The organism is Pacificibacter sp. AS14 (assembly GCF_038899935.1).
Lineage (GTDB): Bacteria > Pseudomonadota > Alphaproteobacteria > Rhodobacterales > Rhodobacteraceae > Celeribacter.
The window spans coordinates 15,038-32,485 of sequence record NZ_JBBMQI010000006.1; the positions used below are offsets into that span (position 1 = coordinate 15,038).

Annotated in this window: 18 protein-coding genes; 16 read left to right on the top strand and 2 right to left on the bottom strand. The window is 52.9% G+C overall.

Annotation, left to right across the window (positions count from 1 at the left end):
* Window positions 1-6 precede the first annotated feature (6 nt).
* The 10 genes from WNY38_RS07945 (at window position 7) to WNY38_RS07990 (ending at window position 9,832) form a co-directional block, all read left to right on the top strand.
* Window positions 7-825, top strand: coding sequence for an alpha/beta hydrolase (locus WNY38_RS07945; protein ID WP_342856805.1), 819 nt, complete (start codon window positions 7-9; stop codon window positions 823-825).
* On the top strand, window positions 822-1,754 hold the full coding sequence (locus WNY38_RS07950; protein ID WP_342856806.1) for a VOC family protein: 933 nt from the start codon (window positions 822-824) through the stop codon (window positions 1,752-1,754). Before WNY38_RS07945 ends, WNY38_RS07950 begins: the two co-directional genes overlap by 4 nt.
* Window positions 1,754-2,545 (top strand): SDR family oxidoreductase, encoded by a 792-nt coding sequence (locus tag WNY38_RS07955; protein ID WP_342856807.1) that lies wholly within the window; start codon window positions 1,754-1,756, stop codon window positions 2,543-2,545. The genes WNY38_RS07950 and WNY38_RS07955 overlap by 1 nt, the downstream gene beginning before the upstream one ends.
* Before the next feature lie 11 nt (window positions 2,546-2,556).
* Window positions 2,557-4,230: a thiamine pyrophosphate-binding protein gene (locus WNY38_RS07960; RefSeq protein ID WP_342856808.1), complete on the top strand. Its 1,674-nt coding sequence runs from the start codon at window positions 2,557-2,559 to the stop codon at window positions 4,228-4,230.
* 3 nt (window positions 4,231-4,233) lie between these two features.
* Window positions 4,234-5,049 (top strand): aspartate dehydrogenase, encoded by an 816-nt coding sequence (locus tag WNY38_RS07965; RefSeq protein WP_342856809.1) that lies wholly within the window; start codon window positions 4,234-4,236, stop codon window positions 5,047-5,049.
* A gap of 10 nt (window positions 5,050-5,059) precedes the next feature.
* Window positions 5,060-6,580 (top strand): aldehyde dehydrogenase, encoded by a 1,521-nt coding sequence (locus WNY38_RS07970; protein ID WP_342856810.1) that lies wholly within the window; start codon window positions 5,060-5,062, stop codon window positions 6,578-6,580.
* Between the two features lies 1 nt (window position 6,581).
* Complete coding sequence (locus WNY38_RS07975; RefSeq protein ID WP_342856811.1) at window positions 6,582-7,805, top strand: hypothetical protein; 1,224 nt, start codon at window positions 6,582-6,584, stop codon at window positions 7,803-7,805.
* A complete protein-coding gene (locus tag WNY38_RS07980) occupies window positions 7,805-8,254 on the top strand; it encodes a flavodoxin domain-containing protein (RefSeq protein ID WP_342856812.1) in 450 nt (149 codons plus the stop codon). The genes WNY38_RS07975 and WNY38_RS07980 overlap by 1 nt, the downstream gene beginning before the upstream one ends.
* Window positions 8,254-8,847: a pentapeptide repeat-containing protein gene (locus tag WNY38_RS07985; RefSeq protein ID WP_342856813.1), complete on the top strand. Its 594-nt coding sequence runs from the start codon at window positions 8,254-8,256 to the stop codon at window positions 8,845-8,847. Before WNY38_RS07980 ends, WNY38_RS07985 begins: the two co-directional genes overlap by 1 nt.
* A gap of 193 nt (window positions 8,848-9,040) precedes the next feature.
* On the top strand, window positions 9,041-9,832 hold the full coding sequence (locus WNY38_RS07990) for a ParB/RepB/Spo0J family partition protein (protein ID WP_342856814.1): 792 nt from the start codon (window positions 9,041-9,043) through the stop codon (window positions 9,830-9,832).
* Window positions 9,833-9,985: 153 nt separating this feature from the next.
* Here WNY38_RS07990 and WNY38_RS07995 read toward each other — a convergent pair whose 3' ends face one another.
* Window positions 9,986-10,144, bottom strand: coding sequence for a hypothetical protein (locus WNY38_RS07995; RefSeq protein ID WP_342856815.1), 159 nt, complete (start codon window positions 10,142-10,144; stop codon window positions 9,986-9,988).
* Window positions 10,141-10,359, bottom strand: coding sequence for a hypothetical protein (locus WNY38_RS08000; protein ID WP_342856816.1), 219 nt, complete (start codon window positions 10,357-10,359; stop codon window positions 10,141-10,143). The genes WNY38_RS07995 and WNY38_RS08000 overlap by 4 nt, the downstream gene beginning before the upstream one ends.
* Before the next feature lie 285 nt (window positions 10,360-10,644).
* On the opposite strand from WNY38_RS08000, the gene WNY38_RS08005 reads away from it, so the two are divergent.
* The 6 genes from WNY38_RS08005 to WNY38_RS08030 all read left to right on the top strand — a co-directional run bounded on the left by WNY38_RS08005 (window position 10,645) and on the right by WNY38_RS08030 (window position 17,384).
* Entirely contained in the window at window positions 10,645-11,607 is a 963-nt protein-coding gene (locus WNY38_RS08005; protein WP_342856817.1) for a hypothetical protein, read from the top strand.
* Window positions 11,604-12,611 (top strand): 4-hydroxythreonine-4-phosphate dehydrogenase PdxA, encoded by a 1,008-nt coding sequence (locus WNY38_RS08010; protein ID WP_342856818.1) that lies wholly within the window; start codon window positions 11,604-11,606, stop codon window positions 12,609-12,611. Before WNY38_RS08005 ends, WNY38_RS08010 begins: the two co-directional genes overlap by 4 nt.
* A gap of 42 nt (window positions 12,612-12,653) precedes the next feature.
* Window positions 12,654-13,829 (top strand): L-rhamnonate dehydratase, encoded by a 1,176-nt coding sequence (locus WNY38_RS08015; RefSeq protein WP_342856819.1) that lies wholly within the window; start codon window positions 12,654-12,656, stop codon window positions 13,827-13,829.
* Between the two features lie 6 nt (window positions 13,830-13,835).
* On the top strand, window positions 13,836-14,750 hold the full coding sequence (locus WNY38_RS08020) for a dihydrodipicolinate synthase family protein (protein WP_342856820.1): 915 nt from the start codon (window positions 13,836-13,838) through the stop codon (window positions 14,748-14,750).
* Window position 14,751: 1 nt separating this feature from the next.
* The gene (locus WNY38_RS08025) at window positions 14,752-16,260 is read left to right on the top strand and encodes an aldehyde dehydrogenase (NADP(+)) (RefSeq protein ID WP_342856821.1); all 1,509 of its coding nucleotides are present in this window, start codon (window positions 14,752-14,754) and stop codon (window positions 16,258-16,260) included.
* 128 nt (window positions 16,261-16,388) lie between these two features.
* Complete coding sequence (locus WNY38_RS08030) at window positions 16,389-17,384, top strand: LacI family DNA-binding transcriptional regulator (protein WP_342856822.1); 996 nt, start codon at window positions 16,389-16,391, stop codon at window positions 17,382-17,384.
* The last annotated feature ends 64 nt before the right edge of the window (window positions 17,385-17,448 follow it).

The following is a 17,448-nucleotide window of genomic DNA, read 5'->3' on the forward strand; positions in this document are numbered from 1 at the left end:
GCACTGATGGGATTTGAACCTCACATATCTGAAGGATTGTCCTACTTTGAACGCGCAGGCGATGGACCCGTTTTGGTGTGTCTACATGGGATCGGATCGAACGCGGGATCTTTTTCACGTTTGCTGACGGAATTGCCTATGGATTGGCGCGTCATTGCGTGGAATGCGCCGGGGTATTTGAACTCAATTCCCTTGACGATGGACTGGCCTGCTGCCTCGGATTACGCAGATGCGCTGTTAGCATTGTTCGATAGACTGAACTTAGACCGCATCTCGCTTTTGGGACATTCGTTGGGGTGCCTTGCGGCTGCGGCTGCAGCGCTGCGTACGCCCGAACGTCTTGAGACTATGATCTTGGCGTGTTGTGCTTTGGGTCACGGTTTTGAGCAAGGTAGCGTTTTGTCGTCTGCATCTCAAAAGCGAATTTCTGATCTGGAAGCGCTCGGCCCCAAGGGTTTTGCTGCTGAACGCGCGGGGCGTTTGGTGTTTGAACCTGAACACAACGCCGAGGTCGCGGACTTCGTCATGCAGAACATGTCTGAGGTTTCTATGCCTGGATACGGACAAGCCGCGCGCCTTTTGGCAGGCGGAAAACTCTTGGACGATTTATCTGACTGCGCGGTTCCCACTTCAGTCATTTTTGGCGCCGAAGATGTGATTACACCGCCCGAAAACAGTCGCAAAGCCTATGCCGCACTTTCCGAAATAGTTCGCGGTCAATTGATATCCATCGCAGGCGCGGGGCACGCCGCCTATCAACAGTGTCCCAAAGAATTTGCAGCTGCTGTGACGCGCTGCCTGTCATCAAGCGGAGAAATACTATGAACGAGATTGTCGGAGTAGGGGCACTGCGTGGTATCGTGATGCGTGGGCCGGGCCTGCCAGATACGCTGCCTTTTTACGAAGGGATGTGGGGTCTGTCTTTGGCGCATAAAGACGACGGCATCGCTTATTTGCGCGGGACTGGAACGGAGCCTTGCCTTTACGGGTTGAAAGAAGGTGACGTCTTTGGCATCGAATACGTGCATTTTGCAATGGATGACCGCGCTCATGTTGACGCGCTTTATGCGCAGGTCAAAAACATGGGCGAAACGTTGCTAGGTGCGCCTGCTGCGTTTGACGATTGGATCGGCGGCTATGGCTTCGAAATGTTGGACCCTGACATGCGTCGGTTGCGCTTTCGATGCGATGCACGCGCGCTTGATGACCGCGAAGAATGGGCCATGCCGCGCAATGTCAGCCATGTTGTGCTGAACACGCCTGACCTTGAAGGTCGGCAAGCTTGGTGGGAACGCGTTTTGGGGTTCCGCACCTCGGATTATTCCGCAGACCAAATGGTGTTTATGCGGTGCAATTCCAATCATCATTCCATCGCATTGGTACGTGCGCATTATGCGTCGGTGAACCATGTCGCGTTCGAAGTGCCCAGCATTGACGAATTTATGCGCGCTATTGGTCGTATGAAGCAAAAAGGCCACGTGCCAAGTTGGGGTCCGGGACGTCATGGCCCTGGGGATAATCCGTTCGCTTATTTCGTGTCCCCATCGGGGTTCGTCATCGAATTTACAACCGAGTTGCAACAGGTTGATGAGGCCACGCATGAAGCCAAGGTTTGGTCGCGTGATGTGCCTGAATCAATGGACCAATGGATGACGGCAGGCCCGCCCACGGCCGCACAGCGCGCCGTGATGCAAGGACGCCCCGATGCGGGCTGGCCTGAATATGCGCCGCAGGTTTCAGGAGAGACTAAATAATGAATACCTATGATTATAAAGGCTGCGTTGCCGTTGTAACAGGCGGATCGTCTGGCATTGGCTTGGAAACTGTTAAGTTGCTTTTGGCCAATGGCGCAAAGGTTGCTTTTTGTGCCCGTAATGAAAATCGCTTGATGGATGTCGCCGCCGTGTTGGCGCGTGACTTTGGGGCAGATCGCATTTTGGCAAAAGCATTTTCCGTTTTAGACGCCGAGGCTGTAACGGCTTTTGCCGAAGACGTGAAAGCCAAATTTGGCCGCTGTGATCTTTTGGTGAACAACGCAGGGCAGGGGCGTGTCTCTACATTTGCGCAAACGTCTGATGATGATTGGCGCGAAGAATACGAGTTGAAAATGTTCAGTCAAATCCTACCTGCACGCGCATTTCTACCCATGTTGACAGAGGCAGGCGGCGCTATTGTCGCGGTGAATTCGCTGCTGGCCTATCAACCTGAGCCGCACATGGTTTGCACATCTTCGGCGCGGGCGGGGGTGCAAAATCTGTTGAAAAGTCTGTCGGTCGAAATGGCGCCTAACGTACGGGTGAATTCGATTTTGCTTGGTCTTGTTGGCTCGGGCCAATGGACACGCCGTTTTGGTGAGCGCGAAGACAAAAGCGTCAGCCGTGAAGAATGGTACAGCGCACTCGCAAAACGCAAGGGTATTCCCCTTGGGCGTTTGGGCGATCCGCAAGAGGCCGCACACGCCATCGCATTTCTCGGCTCACGGGCCGCAAGCTATATTACAGGCGCGCAGCTGGAAGTTTCCGGCGGGCTTTCGCGCTACATTTGAGGATCATAAAAATGAAAATGGACGCTACGCTTCAAACAGATACTGTTGGCGATTTTATCGCGGGCTACCTAGCTGACATCGGGGTTTCTACTATTTTCGGGGTCATTTCTATCCACAATATGCCCATTCTTGATGCCGTCGCGCGCCAAGGCCGCATCCGGTTCGTACCGGCGCGCGGCGAGGCTGGCGCGATGAATATGGCAGATGCATTTGCGCGGGTTTCTGGCGAGTTGGGCGTTTGTTTGACCTCAACAGGCACCGCGGCTGGCAATGCGGCTGGCGCACAGGCCGAAGCACTGACCGCGGGAACGCAGCTTTTGCATATCACCACGCAGGTCGACAGTGAATTTGCTGACCGTGACCGTGCCGCGATCCATGATGTGCCACGCCAACCCGAAATGTTGCGCGGATTGTCCAAGGCAGTCTTTCGCATGTGGGATGCACAAAGCGCTATCGGTGCTATGACTGCTGCGTGTTCCGCTGCGCTGTCTGCGCCGTCTGGTCCTGTCAGTTTGGAAATTCCAGTTGATGTGCAACGTGGTCCGATCCAAGGCAGCGCCCGCGCATACCCGCCTTTGGTTCAGCGCCCCTATGCTTGTGATGAAGCACTTCAAGAATTGGCCGAGCGCGTTAAGTCGGCGCGTCTTCCAATGCTATGGCTGGGGGGCGGTGCTATTGAAGCTTGTGCGCCGGCGCGCGAATTGGTGCGCCGTGGCTTTGGGGCTGTGAGTTCGACCAACGGACGGGCTGTTGTGCCTGAAACGGAGGCCGCAAATCTTGGTGCGTTCAACATGACGCCGGCAGCTGTTGAGATCTATGAAAGCTGCGATTTGATGATCGTGGTTGGCTCTAGATTGCGTGGCAACGAGACGCGCAATAACAAAATGCCTTTGCCGCGTCCACTTGTTCAAATTGATGCTGATCCTTTGCAAGGGGGGCGCAATTATGCGGTCGAACAGTTCGTGCATGGCGACGCATGTAGCACGCTTGAGCGCCTTCTGGAGCTTTTGCCTGAAACGTTAGATGTCGACCAAGGGCTTAAATTTGATATAGCCAAGGCGCGTGCGCAAAGTGAAGGCATTTTGCGCGACCAGCTTGGGCCATATCGCCATATTGCTGATTTTCTCGCTGAACGGTTGCCTGCTGGCGGACATCCTTGGGTGCGGGATGTGACGATTTCTAATTCGACATTTGGCAACCGCCATGTCGGGTTTTCTGACCCACGTCACGGCGTCCACGCGCTTGGTGGTGGCATTGGCCAAGGTGTTGCCATGGGCATAGGGGCTGCACTTGCCTGCACAACGGCCAAGACAGTCACGATTTTGGGGGATGGCGGCACGATGCTTGGCATCGCGGAAATGATCACAGCCGTCGAAGAAAAAGCGCCGTTGGTTTACATTTTGATGAATGACCAAGCTTATGGCGTGATTAAAAACATCCAAGATGCGCAATATGACTCGCGCCACCATTACAGTGCCTTGCATACACCCAATTTCGAAATGTTCTGTGGCTCCATTGATATGCCGCATAGCAAGGTCAGCGACATTGATGACTTTGAGGCGGTGTTTGAATCTGCGATGAGCAAAGATGGTCCACATGTTATCGAAGTCGATATGTGCGCGATTGGCCCCTTTGCTCAAACGTTTGCTGGCCCCCCTGCGGGTGCCGCTGGCAAGGCGGAGTAAGTCATGCATCTTGGTGTCATCGGGTTCGGCAACATCGGAAAAGAATTGTTTATGCTTTTGGAGGATTTGGATATCGCGCGCATCACGGTGCTCGTGCGTCCTGGTCGCATGGAAGCCGCTGTCGAACAGCTGGAAAGCATGCCCCAAGCTGTTGCAGCTAGAACAACGTTTGTTGACGGTATAACCGCGTTTTTAGCGGCGCAGTCCGACTTTGTCGTCGAAACCGCCGGACATGATGCGGTGCTCAACTACGGTGCCGATATTCTTAAATCCGGTGTGGATTTGGTGGTCGTCTCTATCGGGGCATTGGCAGATTCTGCGCTGTACGATACTCTTGTGGCTGCGGCACGCATGGGTAAAGCACGGATGATTTTGCCGCCAGGTGCCGTCGGTGGGCTTGATATTCTGGCGGGATTGGCCCCCGCAGGCGATATGCAATTGCGCTATTTTGGAACCAAGCCTCCTAAGGCTTGGGCGGGCACGCCCGTGGCCCAAACCGTTGACCTCGATACACTTGATCATGTGTTGGAATTCTTCCGTGGCACAGCCAGAGAGGCGGCCTGCGCTTATCCGAAAAACGCCAATGTGGCGGCGGCCTTGGCTTTGGCTGGTGGTGGGTTTGATGACACTCATGTCACGCTGATTGCGGACCCCGCTGCAACAGGTAATTCGCATCGTTATGAACTAATTTCGCCACTGGCCACTTTTTCAGTGGACATCGCCAATAAGGCGAGCGGCGGCAACGTAAAAACGTCGCTTGCGACCGTATATTCGGTTCTACGTGAAATTCGCAATCGGCTTGGTCCAATTGCGATCTGAGGAGAACGAGATGAAAGACGACATCATCACAGAGCTACCCGATGGCCAACTTTATGTTGGCGGTGTTTGGGAGACGGGCACTGGCGCGCCGATCACATCGATTTTTCCCGCTGATGGGTCTATCAATTGTGTTCTCAAGGGCGCATCACGCGAAGATGGCGAACGGGCTATCGCGCGTGCGAAAACCGCCCAAGCTGATCCGGCATGGCGCGCATTGAAACCCCATGAACGCGCGCGGTATTTATATCGTATTGCGGATGGAATCGAAGCAAATATTGATCGTATTTCGCGCATTCAAACCCGTGATACAGGTAAGACTCTGACGGAAACGCGTGCATTGGCGACGTCTTCGGCAGGCACTTTTCGCTATTTCGGGGCTGTTTTAGAAACCTCTGACGAAGATTTGCCAACCCAACGCGGCACCGCGATGACGCTGTCGGTTTGGGATCCTATCGGTTTGGTTGCTGCAATCACGCCTTGGAATTCGCCTATCGCATCTGATGCGCAAAAAGTTGCACCAGCTTTGGCGGCTGGGAATGCCGTGTTGTTAAAACCTGCAAGCTGGTCGCCGCTGGTGTCACTGGAACTTGCGCGGATAGTCGAAGAATCCGGCTTGCCCAAAGGTTTGTTTTCTGTGCTTCCAGGGGCCGGGCGTGAAATTGGAAACCTGTTGGTTGAGCATCCTGATATTGGACGCGTATCATTTACGGGAGGTACATCAACGGGGCGCAATCTTGCTGTGCAGGCCGCGCAAAAATTGATGCCTGTGTCATTGGAACTCGGTGGCAAGTCACCCACCATTGTTTTTGAGGATGCCGATCAAGATCTTGCGTTGTCTGGCATTCTGTTTGGTGTCTTTTCATCGACGGGCCAAAGCTGTATCGCGGGCGCGCGCCTCTTTGTACAACGCTCAATCTATTACAGTTTCTTAGCGCGTCTTGTTGCAGCAACGAAGGCGCTCAAAGTGGGGCATCCACATGATCCGACGACGCAAGTGTCGTGTCTTGTGCATCCCGATCATCGCGCCTCTGTCGAAGAATTCGTTGATGATGCAGTGGCTGCGGGTGCAACGGTTCTTGCAGGCGGCAAGCGCCCAGATGACCCCGCATTGGCGGATGGCGCATTTTATTTGCCAACCATTTTGGGCAACGTGAAAAACACCGACAAAATCTGTCGCGAAGAGGTATTCGGCCCTGTGCTTGTGGTGATGCCATTTGACACAGAAGAAGAAGTCATCGCGCTGTCTAACGACAATGAGTATGCGTTAGCTTGCGGCTTGTGGAGCAAAGATTTCCCACGCACTATGCGTTTGGGGCGTGCCATCACCACGGGAACAGTGTGGGTCAATACCTACAAGCAGTTTTCCGCGTCAGCGCCTTTTGGCGGCGAAAAAGACAGCGGCATGGCCCGCGAAAAAGGTCGTTCAGGTTTGCGCGCTTACATGGTGCAAAAGTCAGTTTATGTTGACCTAACAGGGCAACCTCATCCATGGGCAGCCGCTACAGTCGCGGCCACAAATTCTGAGAGCTGAGATGCGTAAAATTGCGATCATCGGTGCTGGTCCGTCTGGGTGTTTCACTGCGCAAGGGCTTTTGAAACTGCGTCCTGACTGGCAGGTTGATGTCTATGACAAGCTTCCCGTGCCTTATGGACTTGTGCGCTATGGCGTGGCGGCGGATCATCAAGGCACCAAAAACATTGTGCGTCAATTTGAGCGTGTTTTCACTCGTCAAGGCGCACGTTTTTTTGGCAATGTTACGTTGGGCCAAGATGTCACTTTAGATCAACTCCGCGATGCCTATGACGGTGTTGTTTTGGCGGCAGGGCTTGCAGGCGATCGCAGTTTGAACTTTGACACAGCTGACGGTGTGATCGGTGCAGGGGAATTAACGCGTGCCCTGTATGATCACCCTGATGCACCTGATTTGCCTGATATTGGCGGGGATGTTGTTATCCTTGGCAACGGCAATGTTGCGGTCGATATTTTGCGACTGTTGGCAAAAGGTGAAACCGAATTTAACGGGTCTGATCTGTCACCTCGTGCGACCCAGTGGTTAACGTCACGCGACATTACCAGCTTGACCATCATCGGACGGTCTGCGGCGCAATTTGCGAAATTCGATCCTGTGATGATCAGGGAATTGGGCAAACTTGAAGACGTGTCTATTCGTGTCGATGACCCGCTATCTGGGGGTGAAAAGGGGCTTGAGGCTTTGCGCAGTATTGATGGGTTAAACACCGGATCAAAGCGCATCACTTTTTCTTTTGGCCGCCAGCCAAAGGGGATCGAAACCCAAGATGGGAAAATCACAGGCTTGTCGGTCGAGACCGAGCAGGGTTCTGAAACGATCTCTTGCGACGCCTTGATCACTGCGATTGGGTTTTGTTCTGACGCAAGCGTAGATCGCGATGCTTTGATCGAGTCTGCCGAAGCAATTGATGATGGGCATCTTGCTGCGGGGCTTTATGCTGCGGGCTGGTTTCGGCGCGGTCCTCGCGGTACGATTGCAGAAAACCGCACCGACAGCTTGGCACTTGCTGCTCGTATTGTTGAAGACATCGAACAAAACCTCGATTGTGAAAAAATGGGCCAAGATGTACTTGGTTTAAGCGCCGCCAATATGGTGACTTACCAAGGTTGGCAACGCATAAATGAGCATGAGACAACACAGGCTATGGCCGCACGTTGTAGAACAAAAATCCACACGCGGGCCGAGATGTTGCATCAGGCCAGCACGATAAAAGAGGTCAATTGATGGACGTTACCATTTTGTACGGGACCGAAACAGGCAATGCGGAAATGCTTTGCGAAGATATCCAAGCTGCTCTCGAGGATGCAGGGCATGATATCTTAATGGAAAACCTTTCGGATGTGAACCCAACAGATTTAGATATAGCGCGTGTGTATCTTGTTGTGTGCTCGACCTATGGCGATGGCGAATTGCCCGCATCGGCGAAACCATTTGCAGAGGCGATGAAGGACGCTCCCGATTTGAATGGACTTCGGTTTGGTGTTTTTGGGCTAGGTGATCGTGAATACGAAACTTTCAACCTTGGATCAAAACAGATTGAAGAGATGCTCATCGGCGCAGGGGCGACACTCATTACCGAGCGCGTGACACATGATGCTTCGGGCAGTGATATGGCCGAAGACGTGGCGCTGCCTTGGGCCGAAACTGTGCTCGCTACTGTCGAGGCTGAATAATGAAAGCTCAAGATATCCGCTCCAAAATCGAGGTCGCACATACGTTTGGTATGCGGGTCGATTTGCGCGGCGTGACCTGCGAGGGGCGCCTTGTCCTTGATGGTGCGCTTGTCGCTGGGGTGGATTTCTCTGGCGCGTCGTTTCCTGATGGGGTGAGTGCCGAAGGTACAACATTTCTGGGGCTTAGTTGGTTTAACGGTATTACGGCCAAGGATATTGATTTTCGTGGTGCGCTTTTTCACAATGACGCAAGATTTGATCAAGCGGTAATTCGCGAAACTGCAATGTTCACCAATGCAGAGTTTCGAGGCGTGACGCAGTTCGACCGCGCATCTATTGGCGGGCCTTTGGACCTGTCAAACGTGGATGGATACGGTAATTTTTCGTTGGCTGATGCAAATGTCAAAGGTGTGACCAAATTTGCAAACTCTGAATGGTTTGGCGGGCTTTGGTTGGATAACACGCAGCTTTCAGATCTCGAAGTCGAGGATATGCAGGTCCATGGTCGGCTATGGTTGAAGGGCGCGCGGTTGGGTAATCAGCCGGTATTGCCGTCCCGTTTCGATGTTAGTTTTGGCTACAGTTATATTTGATGACGTACTGTCAGCGTTGGGTGCGTCCAACTTAGAAAACTCTGTTTGAAATACAGTTGAAAGACTGCGCAATGCGACGCGTGCTTAACCCGTCTGATATATCGCTGCGCTTGATCAGAGCGCAGCCCCAAGCCCCGCGCGCGAGGGGGTTCGGGGTGCGCTTTTGCATCGGTATCAGAACAGGAAAACCATCATGACATTGCAACATATTGCCCTAGACCAACTGACCGTCAGCCCATTGAATGTTCGTAAGTTCGGCGCGAAGGACTGTGCCGATCTGGTGAGCAGCATCCGTGCCCTTGGCGTGCTGCAACCGCTTTTGGTGCGCAAGATCGCAGACGGGTTTGAAGTCATCGCGGGACAACGCCGTTTGAACGCTTGCCGCATCATTGCCGAAGACAGCACAATTGACCCGTTGCCCTGCTTGGTTATGGCAGCGGGTGACGATGCCGCCGCGATTGAGGCCTCGTTGGCAGAGAATATTGAGCGTCTGCCGATGGATGAGGTGGATCAATACAAAGCCTTTGCCAAGCTGATCAAAGAAGGTCGCAGTGCAGATGAGATCGCGCATACATTTGGCATCACCGCGCGCCGAGTGAACCAACGCCTTGCCCTTGGGCGGCTGCATGCGCCGATCCTGACTGCCTATCGCAACGACGATATTTCTGTGACTGATGTTCGAAATTTGACCATGGCGAGCATGAAGCAACAAAAAGCATGGTGGGCATTGGTCAAAGATGATGAAGCCTATGCGCCAACAGGGCAGCGCCTTAAAGATTGGCTCTTTGACCGCTACTATGACGGTCTGCTATCGCGGTTTGAGCACATCTGCGAGCATCCCAAGATGTATCCCGCCGTAGATGATATCCGCAAAGGATACCGCAGGTCAGTCTATGAAAAGCATGCGATCTATTATGTGATCGATGACGCCGCCGTCGAAATCCGCGCGGTTGTGAAATCTCAGGATATCCTTGGGCGGGGGTGATTGCGATAGCTCCATCACGACCAAGGCGACATCTCCAGAACGCAGCGTCCCTTCGGCCACGGTCCTCGGCAAAGCTGAGGGGGTTGATCGTATCTCCGAGCCAAGCTTTACGCATCCACAAAATCTAGCCGCCCGACGCGAAGGCAAAGCCTTCTAAAAAGGCGCTCGCGTTTTGTTTGAAGCGATATTTTCTGCACCAGCAACACGGTGTTGTTCAACAGAATGGGCGGGAGCCGGACATTCGCTGCGCTTTGCACCGATGGCTGCTGTGCGGACAGAGTTACGTGCCCCGAGGTCTGCTTCCGTACTCATGCGGTCTTCCTTGTTCGGCGTGGCAGCGACAGGAACCCGGCCACGACAATAACAACGATCCCCGCCAACGATAGCGCGTCGGGCAACTCTGCGAAGAACAGACCGCCCCAGATCAGGCTGAAGACAAGGTAGCTGTAGTCAAACGCGGCTACAGTCGCGGGTGGACCGTTCTGGTAGGCAATGGCCGCGCCTATCCCCAAACCGAACCGGCGCATAAATAATAGCGTCCGTTCAACCGACAGTGCTGGCAGCACTGTCAGCCAAAATCTCAAAACATATTTATGAAATCGTAAATGAGACCAAAGCGCAGAGAGGTGGTCGCGGAAATTCGGACCAGTCGTTAAGGTGGAATCTTTCCGTTTCTCAGGTGTTGGCGCTCTCGAACGCTAAAGTCTTTGGACGGCGTTTTGCGCCGCCCAATTTACGAATTCTATTTGACCAAGTCACCGGTGTTCGGTAGGTGTGTTACCGGTCACAATTTACGCCTGAAGGAGATTCGCGTGGCGCAGTCCATGATGCTAATTGAGAAATGCAGTCACTGCGTGAGCTGGTATGATATTGAAACGGGAGCCCTGCAGGGGCGATTGGGCCTACCTGATTACCCTCATGAGTTCGTGGTCGATAAGGATTTCAAATACGCTTATGTCGGCCATTACGGCGTGCAAAACTCCGGTATTGATGGCACCGATGGGCGCTCGGTGATCGTTGTCGACATTGAGAAACAAGCTATCGCGCACACCTATGATTTGGGCGAACACGCGCGTCCGCATGGGATTGAACTGGACGATAAGGGTCGTTTGTATGTTCTCTCAGAATGGACCGCGCATTTGCTGGTAAAAGACAACCCGCGCGCTTTTGATCAAGGTTGGGATTATATCACGCCAACAGGCGGATCTAAATCGCATCTGTTTGCGTTGAGCAGTGATGGCGATACAGCTTATTCCATGAACTTGACCTCTGGCGATGTGACAATGTTCAAGCCGCGTGATGCGAATTTCGAGCCTGTGTCCATCAAAACGGGCGAGAAACCCGAGGGGCGTTGCTTGCGTGAAGACGCCGGGCTTTTGTACACGTCGCAACGTATTTCCAATACGGCGGCAGTGATTGATACGAACACGCTTGAGATCAAACGCAGCTTTCCTACGCCGGATGACCCATGTCGCATTTATTATGATGGCAAACGCAATCGTCTCGTGACGATGAACCACTTTGGAGGTTCTTTCTCGGTTTTTGATGAGGCCACGGGCGAAATGCTCCATGAGCAAAAAACGCCAGCCAACCCGTTGGCTCTATGCATCGATGATGAGGCGGCTTTTGCCTATATCGCCATCGACTGCAAACAAGTGCAACGGTTTAACTTAGACACATTTGAAGTCGTCCAGACCTTCGAAACAGGCATTGAGCCAGACGTCATGGTGATTTTGCCAGACGGGTATTCAAAACATTGGGAGGGGTTGTCATGAGCAAGCCACGTATTGCAATTGTGCCAGGAGACCCATCAGGGATTGGCCCAGAGTTGATCGCGAGATTGCTCAATGAAAATGGCACGCTTGAGGCCGCTGACATTGTTTTGGTTGGAGACAGTCATCTGTGGCAGCAGGGCGCTGAGCAAGCGGATTTGCCTGTTGAACTGAATGCGATCGAGGAAGCTGACATCGCAGATCAATCTGGTTTGTCTCATCTTGAGATGGAGACCATTGATAAGGATGATGTGAAAATCTCTGAGGTGACAGTCGCGGGCGGCACCACCTCATTGCGCTGCCTCGATAAGGCTTTAGATTTGGCGCAAGCTGGCCTCGTGGATGGTGTGCTCTTCGCGCCATTCAACAAAGCCGCTATGACATCTGCAGGTTTGAACGCTGAAGATGAACATAAATATATGGCACGCTACTTGGGCTTTGAAGGGTATCACTCAGAGATCAACGTGCTCGATAAGTTGATGACGACCCGCGTGACCAGCCATATTGGCATTAAAGACGTTGCTGAAAACATCAGCCAAGAGGGCGTGACGCGCGCCGTCAATCTTGCCAATGACACTTTGCGCCGCGCGGGCAATGAACGTCCATCTATTGCGGTGGCAGCTCTTAATCCACACGCAGGTGACAACGGCAAATTTGGCCGCGAAGAGATCGACATCTTAGAGCCTGCGATCAAAAAGTTCCAAGACAAGCAAATGAATGTCACGGGCCCTTGGCCGTCGGACACCGTGTTCCTCAAAGCCATGCGCGGCGAGGTTGATGCGGTTGTGACCATGTATCACGACCAAGGTCAAATTGCGATTAAACTGATGGGCTTTGAACGCGGTGTCACTGTTGCCGGTGGGCTGCCTATTCCTGTGGCGACCCCTGCACATGGAACGGCCTTTGATATCGCAGGACAAAATAAAGCCAACGTCGGCGCAACGCAACAAGCGTTTGCATTGCTGGTACGCATGGCCAAGACACATCGCGCCTCGCGCGACGCATAAATAACAAGCCTCGCTTTGCGTTGGCATTAAAGGAATAGAATTATGACGAAAATCAAATCGATCCGCACCCGTGTCTGGAACTGGAAAGGGCCGACTGTGCCTCCATCCGGCAATTTTTGTACCAATGCCTCTGATGCGCTTTGGGACAAAGGCGATGCAATGGCGTCTTTCCGTTTTCACCAATGGTTGACTGTCGAAGTTGAGACAGATGATGGCACAATCGGCATCGGCAATGCAGCCCTTGCTCCGACTGTTGTGAAAAAGGCCATCGATGATTGGTATGCGCCGATGGTGATCGGTGAAGATCCATTTGATTACGCTTACATTTGGGACAAAATGTACCGCCGCTCCCATGCTTGGGGCCGCAAAGGCATTGGCATGACGGCTATCTCAGCGATCGATCTGGCGATCTGGGACTTGATGGGTAAACTGACAAATAAGCCTGTATTCAAACTGCTCGGTGGACGTACAAAAGAGAAAATTCCAGCGTATTATTCTAAACTCTACTCTGGCTCAATTGAGTCTATGCAGGCGGAAGCTGAAGAGGCGATGAAGCACGGGTATCAAGGCTTTAAAACCCGCTTTGGCTTTGGTCCTAAAGACGGCATGAAGGGGATGCGCGAGAACCTCAAACGCGTTGAAGCGTTGCGCGAAGTCTTGGGCTACGATGTGGATTTGATGCTCGAATGTTACATGGGTTGGAACCTCGATTACGCCAAACGTATGTTGCCGAAATTGGCCAAATATGAGCCACGTTGGCTCGAAGAGCCGGTGATCGCGGATGATGTAAATGGCTACGCCGAACTCAACGCTATGGGGATCGTACCGATTTCTGGCGGCGAGCACGAGTTCTCCATTATGGGTTGTCAGCAGCTGTTGGAGAAGAAAGCCGTCAGCGTTCTGCAGTACGATACAAATCGCGTTGGTGGCATCACAGCGGCGCAAAAAATCAACGCAATTGCAGAAGCTTACCAAATCCCAGTCATCCCGCATGCTGGCCAGATGCACAACTATCACCTGACTATGGCGAACGTGAACTGCCCGATCGCGGAATACTTCCCTGTGCATGATGTCGAAGTGGGCAACGAGTTATTCTACTACATCTTTGAAGGCGATCCTGATGCCGTTGATGGCTACATCGATCTCGATGATAACAAACCAGGTCTTGGAATCACGATCTCAGACAAACACCTGCATAACTTTGATATCGTGGAGTAAATCGACATGAACTCTGCATACACAGGTATCTGGCCAGTCGCGCCAACGCCGTTCAATCCAGATGGCACGCTTGATCTTGAGGGCATGAAGCGCGTGCTCGATTGCCTCATCGATCAAGGGGCTGATGGTATTTGTATCTTGGCCAACTTCTCCGAGCAGTTCTTGATCTCGGATGCCGAGCGCGAAGTGTTGACGAAGCTCTCCATCGATCACATTGCTGGCCGCGTGCCTGTGATTGTCACCATCAGTCACTTTGCAACTCAGATCGTGGTTGAGCGTGCACGTTTCGCCAAGAGCCTTGGCGCTGATATCGTCATGATGATGCCGCCATATCACGGTGCTTTGCTCAAAGGGAATGCGCAGCAAACCTTCGAGCAATTCGCCGCCGTGAGCGAAGTCGGTATCCCGATCATGGTGCAAGATGCGCCGCTCTCTGGCGTTGATCTTCCAGTGCCGCTCTTGGTCAAAATGGCCACTGAGCTTGAGATGGTCAAACTGTTCAAAATCGAATGCCCTCGGGCCGCCAACAAATTGCGCGACCTTATTGCGTTGGGCGGGGATGCGATTGAAGCGCCATTCGACGGCGAAGAGGCCATTACGTTGCTTGCTGATCTCGATGCAGGCGCAACTGGGACGATGACATCAGGGATGATCGTAGACCAAATCAAGCCGGTTCTGACCCACTTTCACGCGGGACGCATGGATGAAGCTACTGCAGCTTACGGCCGTGTGGCTATGGCGATTAATCATGAGAACCGCCAATGTGGTTGGCAGTCTTGTAAGGCAGCTATGGTTGAAGGCGGCGTCATCAAATCCGATTTCTGCCGTCACCCAATCGCACCGCTACACGCCGATATCCGTACGCGCTTGATCAGCTTGCTCAAGCCGCTTGATCCACTTGTTTTGAACTGGGGTAAATAAAATGCTGACTGGAAAAAATCTCATCGATGGGGCATGGCAAGGATCGGACCAACTGCGCGCAAGTGCGGATCTGGATGGTATGGAATTTGCACAAGCCTCAGCGGCACAAGTCGATGCAGCTTGTTTGGCTGCGCGCCGCGACTTTCGCGCCGTTGCGGCTGTCTCACGTCAGGATCGCGCTGCGTTCTTGCGCTGTGTCGCCGAGCAAATGGATGTCTTGGGCGACGAAATCACCATGACAGGTTGCGCCGAAACCGGTTTGCCGGACATGCGTCTCAATGGCGAAAGAGGCCGCACGACAGGTCAGCTTCGTATGTTTGCGGATGTGATTGAGCAAGACGATTATCTCGACATTCGCGTTGACGAAGCTTTGCCTGATCGTGCGCCGCTGCCGCGCTCTGATCTGCGCTTGACCCATCGCCCAGTTGGCCCTGTTGTGGTCTTCGGAGCGTCCAACTTCCCACTCGCATTTTCCACTGCAGGCGGCGATACAGCGAGTGCTTTGGCTGCGGGTTGCCCTGTCATCGTGAAGGGTCACGAGGCGCATGCAGGCACTGCTGAGTTGGTTGGGCAAGCTGTGGCAAAAGCCATGGAAATTTGCGGCATGCCTGCGGCAACCTTCCAAATGTTGCAAGGCCCTGGCCGTGTTATCGGCACTGCTTTGGTACAACACCCAGATATTCGTGCGGTCGGCTTTACTGGCTCACTCGGTGGCGGGCGCGCACTCTACGACCTTTGCCATTCGCGTCCTCATCCCATCCCGTTTTACGGCGAGCTTGGTTCGGTAAATCCAGTCTTTATGCTGCCAAATGCATTGGCGAACCGTGCTGATGCTCTTGGCGCTGCATGGATTGGCTCGCTCGTCATGGGCGCGGGGCAATTTTGCACAAACCCGGGCGTTGTTGTGGCGGTTAAAGGCACCGATTTTGACACCTTCACGGCCAGTGCAGTGAAAGCTTTGGCCAATGCTCCTGAGCAAAAAATGCTGACGGACAGCATTCACTCGGCGTTTGAAACGGGCGTGAAAGGCTTTGCAGGTTTGATGCAGGAGTTGGGCAGTTGCGCGCGGTCAGACGTTGCTCGTCATGCATCGCCTGCCGTCTTCAAAATTGACGCAGCAACTTGGATGAAAACACCAGAACTGCAGCATGAAGTCTTCGGGGCTGCGGGTGTTTTGATCGAATGTGATGATGCTGCGCAAATGCAAGAGTTGGCTGAAGAGCTTGAAGGACAGCTGACAGCGACGCTGCACCTCGATGATGGCGATGCTGATTTAGCACGTACTTTGATGCCGATCTTGGAGGAAAAAGCAGGACGTATTTTGTGCAATGGCTTCCCAACAGGCGTCGAAGTGTGCTCAGCAATGATGCATGGCGGGCCTTACCCCGCGAGCACAGATGTGCGCGTGACGTCCGTTGGAACCTTAGCAATTGCACGTTGGTTGCGCCCCGTGTCCTACCAAGACGTGCCAAACGCACTTTTGCATCCGGAGTTGCAAATTTTGCCGTAAGAGCTGCAAAAAGGGTAACTAGCTTTGCTGGGGAGTGAGCGCTACTATCTTTCAAACACATCAATTTGAAAGTTCCGACTTTGCCCAATCGCCCCAGCTCATCCGACAAACCTAAAACACCAGTTACCATGCGCGACGTTGCCAAAGCCGCTGGCGTGTCGCGCATGACGGTTTCACGGGCTCTCAAAAAAAACAGTCCTATTTCGGCTGAAACCCGTGAGCATATTTTAAAGATTGTAAGAGAACTTAATTACGTTCCTGATCAAATGGCAGGTAGCCTGAGCACTAAGAAATCCGGCTTCGTCGCCACGCTTCTACCCTCTTTGAATAACCTTCACTTTGCGCAGACCATTCAAGGGCTGACCGAAGAGTTGGAAAAAATTGATCTGCAGATTTTACTGGGTCACACAGGCTATTCTTCCGAACGTGAAGAACATTTGGTTGAAGCGTTGTTGCGCCGTAGACCTGAGGCAATGGTCCTGTCCTATGATGGGCATACTGAACGTACCTATGAATTGTTGAGCAGCGTGGACATCCCAATCATTGAAATTTGGGAACGTCCTGAGCGGGCGATTGGTCATACTGTCGGGTTTTCAAACGAGCATGCTGCCTTTCGTATGACGCAAGCACTCATTGCCAAAGGCTATAAAAACATCATATTCTTGGGCGAAGAAGATGAAGCTTGGACGCGTGGAGCTGCACGCCGAAAAGGCTTCGTCGCCGCCATGAAAGCCGCGGGGCTAGACGGTGATCGTGTGATGAAATTTGGAAAGCCTCCTTTGTCGATTGAACTTGGTGCACAAGCTGGAGAACAGATCATGGCCGCTTGGCCTGATGCTGATTGTATTTTTTGTGTGTCGGATCTGGCCGCCTTTGGCGTTCAGAGTTATTTGCTCGCTAAAGGAGTGAGAGTGCCCGAAGATGTGGCGATCGCTGGCTTCGGGAATTTCGAAGTTTCGCGCTTTGCATTCCCGTCCATCACAACGGTTATGGTGGAGCCCTTGATCATCGGACGCGAGACGGGCGCACTGATTGCACGGCTATTGCAAGCGGATGATTCAGAGAAAACTACGAATCATATTGAGGTTCCTGCAAACCCCATTTTTAGACAAAGCTGCGCATGATATTAACTATCTGATTTCTAAAATTAATATTTCGTAAATTCTTCTTTGTGACCGGTAACATTTG

Excerpts from the sequence above, each read along its gene's own strand:
- WNY38_RS07965 (WP_342856809.1), top strand. The coding sequence starts at position 4,234 with ATGCATCTTGGTGTCATCGGGTTCGGCAACATCGGAAAAGAATTGTTT.
- WNY38_RS08020 (WP_342856820.1), top strand. The coding sequence starts at position 13,836 with ATGAACTCTGCATACACAGGTATCTGGCCAGTCGCGCCAACGCCGTTC.
- WNY38_RS08010 (WP_342856818.1), top strand. The coding sequence starts at position 11,604 with ATGAGCAAGCCACGTATTGCAATTGTGCCAGGAGACCCATCAGGGATT.
- WNY38_RS08025 (WP_342856821.1), top strand. The coding sequence starts at position 14,752 with ATGCTGACTGGAAAAAATCTCATCGATGGGGCATGGCAAGGATCGGAC.
- WNY38_RS08015 (WP_342856819.1), top strand. The coding sequence starts at position 12,654 with ATGACGAAAATCAAATCGATCCGCACCCGTGTCTGGAACTGGAAAGGG.
- WNY38_RS07950 (WP_342856806.1), top strand. The coding sequence starts at position 822 with ATGAACGAGATTGTCGGAGTAGGGGCACTGCGTGGTATCGTGATGCGT.
- WNY38_RS07955 (WP_342856807.1), top strand. The coding sequence starts at position 1,754 with ATGAATACCTATGATTATAAAGGCTGCGTTGCCGTTGTAACAGGCGGA.
- WNY38_RS07945 (WP_342856805.1), top strand. The coding sequence starts at position 7 with ATGGGATTTGAACCTCACATATCTGAAGGATTGTCCTACTTTGAACGC.
- WNY38_RS07980 (WP_342856812.1), top strand. The coding sequence starts at position 7,805 with ATGGACGTTACCATTTTGTACGGGACCGAAACAGGCAATGCGGAAATG.
- WNY38_RS07975 (WP_342856811.1), top strand. The coding sequence starts at position 6,582 with ATGCGTAAAATTGCGATCATCGGTGCTGGTCCGTCTGGGTGTTTCACT.
- WNY38_RS08030 (WP_342856822.1), top strand. The coding sequence starts at position 16,389 with ATGCGCGACGTTGCCAAAGCCGCTGGCGTGTCGCGCATGACGGTTTCA.
- WNY38_RS07985 (WP_342856813.1), top strand. The coding sequence starts at position 8,254 with ATGAAAGCTCAAGATATCCGCTCCAAAATCGAGGTCGCACATACGTTT.
- WNY38_RS08000 (WP_342856816.1), bottom strand. The coding sequence starts at position 10,359 with ATGCGCCGGTTCGGTTTGGGGATAGGCGCGGCCATTGCCTACCAGAAC.
- WNY38_RS07990 (WP_342856814.1), top strand. The coding sequence starts at position 9,041 with ATGACATTGCAACATATTGCCCTAGACCAACTGACCGTCAGCCCATTG.
- WNY38_RS07995 (WP_342856815.1), bottom strand. The coding sequence starts at position 10,144 with ATGAGTACGGAAGCAGACCTCGGGGCACGTAACTCTGTCCGCACAGCA.
- WNY38_RS07970 (WP_342856810.1), top strand. The coding sequence starts at position 5,060 with ATGAAAGACGACATCATCACAGAGCTACCCGATGGCCAACTTTATGTT.
- WNY38_RS07960 (WP_342856808.1), top strand. The coding sequence starts at position 2,557 with ATGAAAATGGACGCTACGCTTCAAACAGATACTGTTGGCGATTTTATC.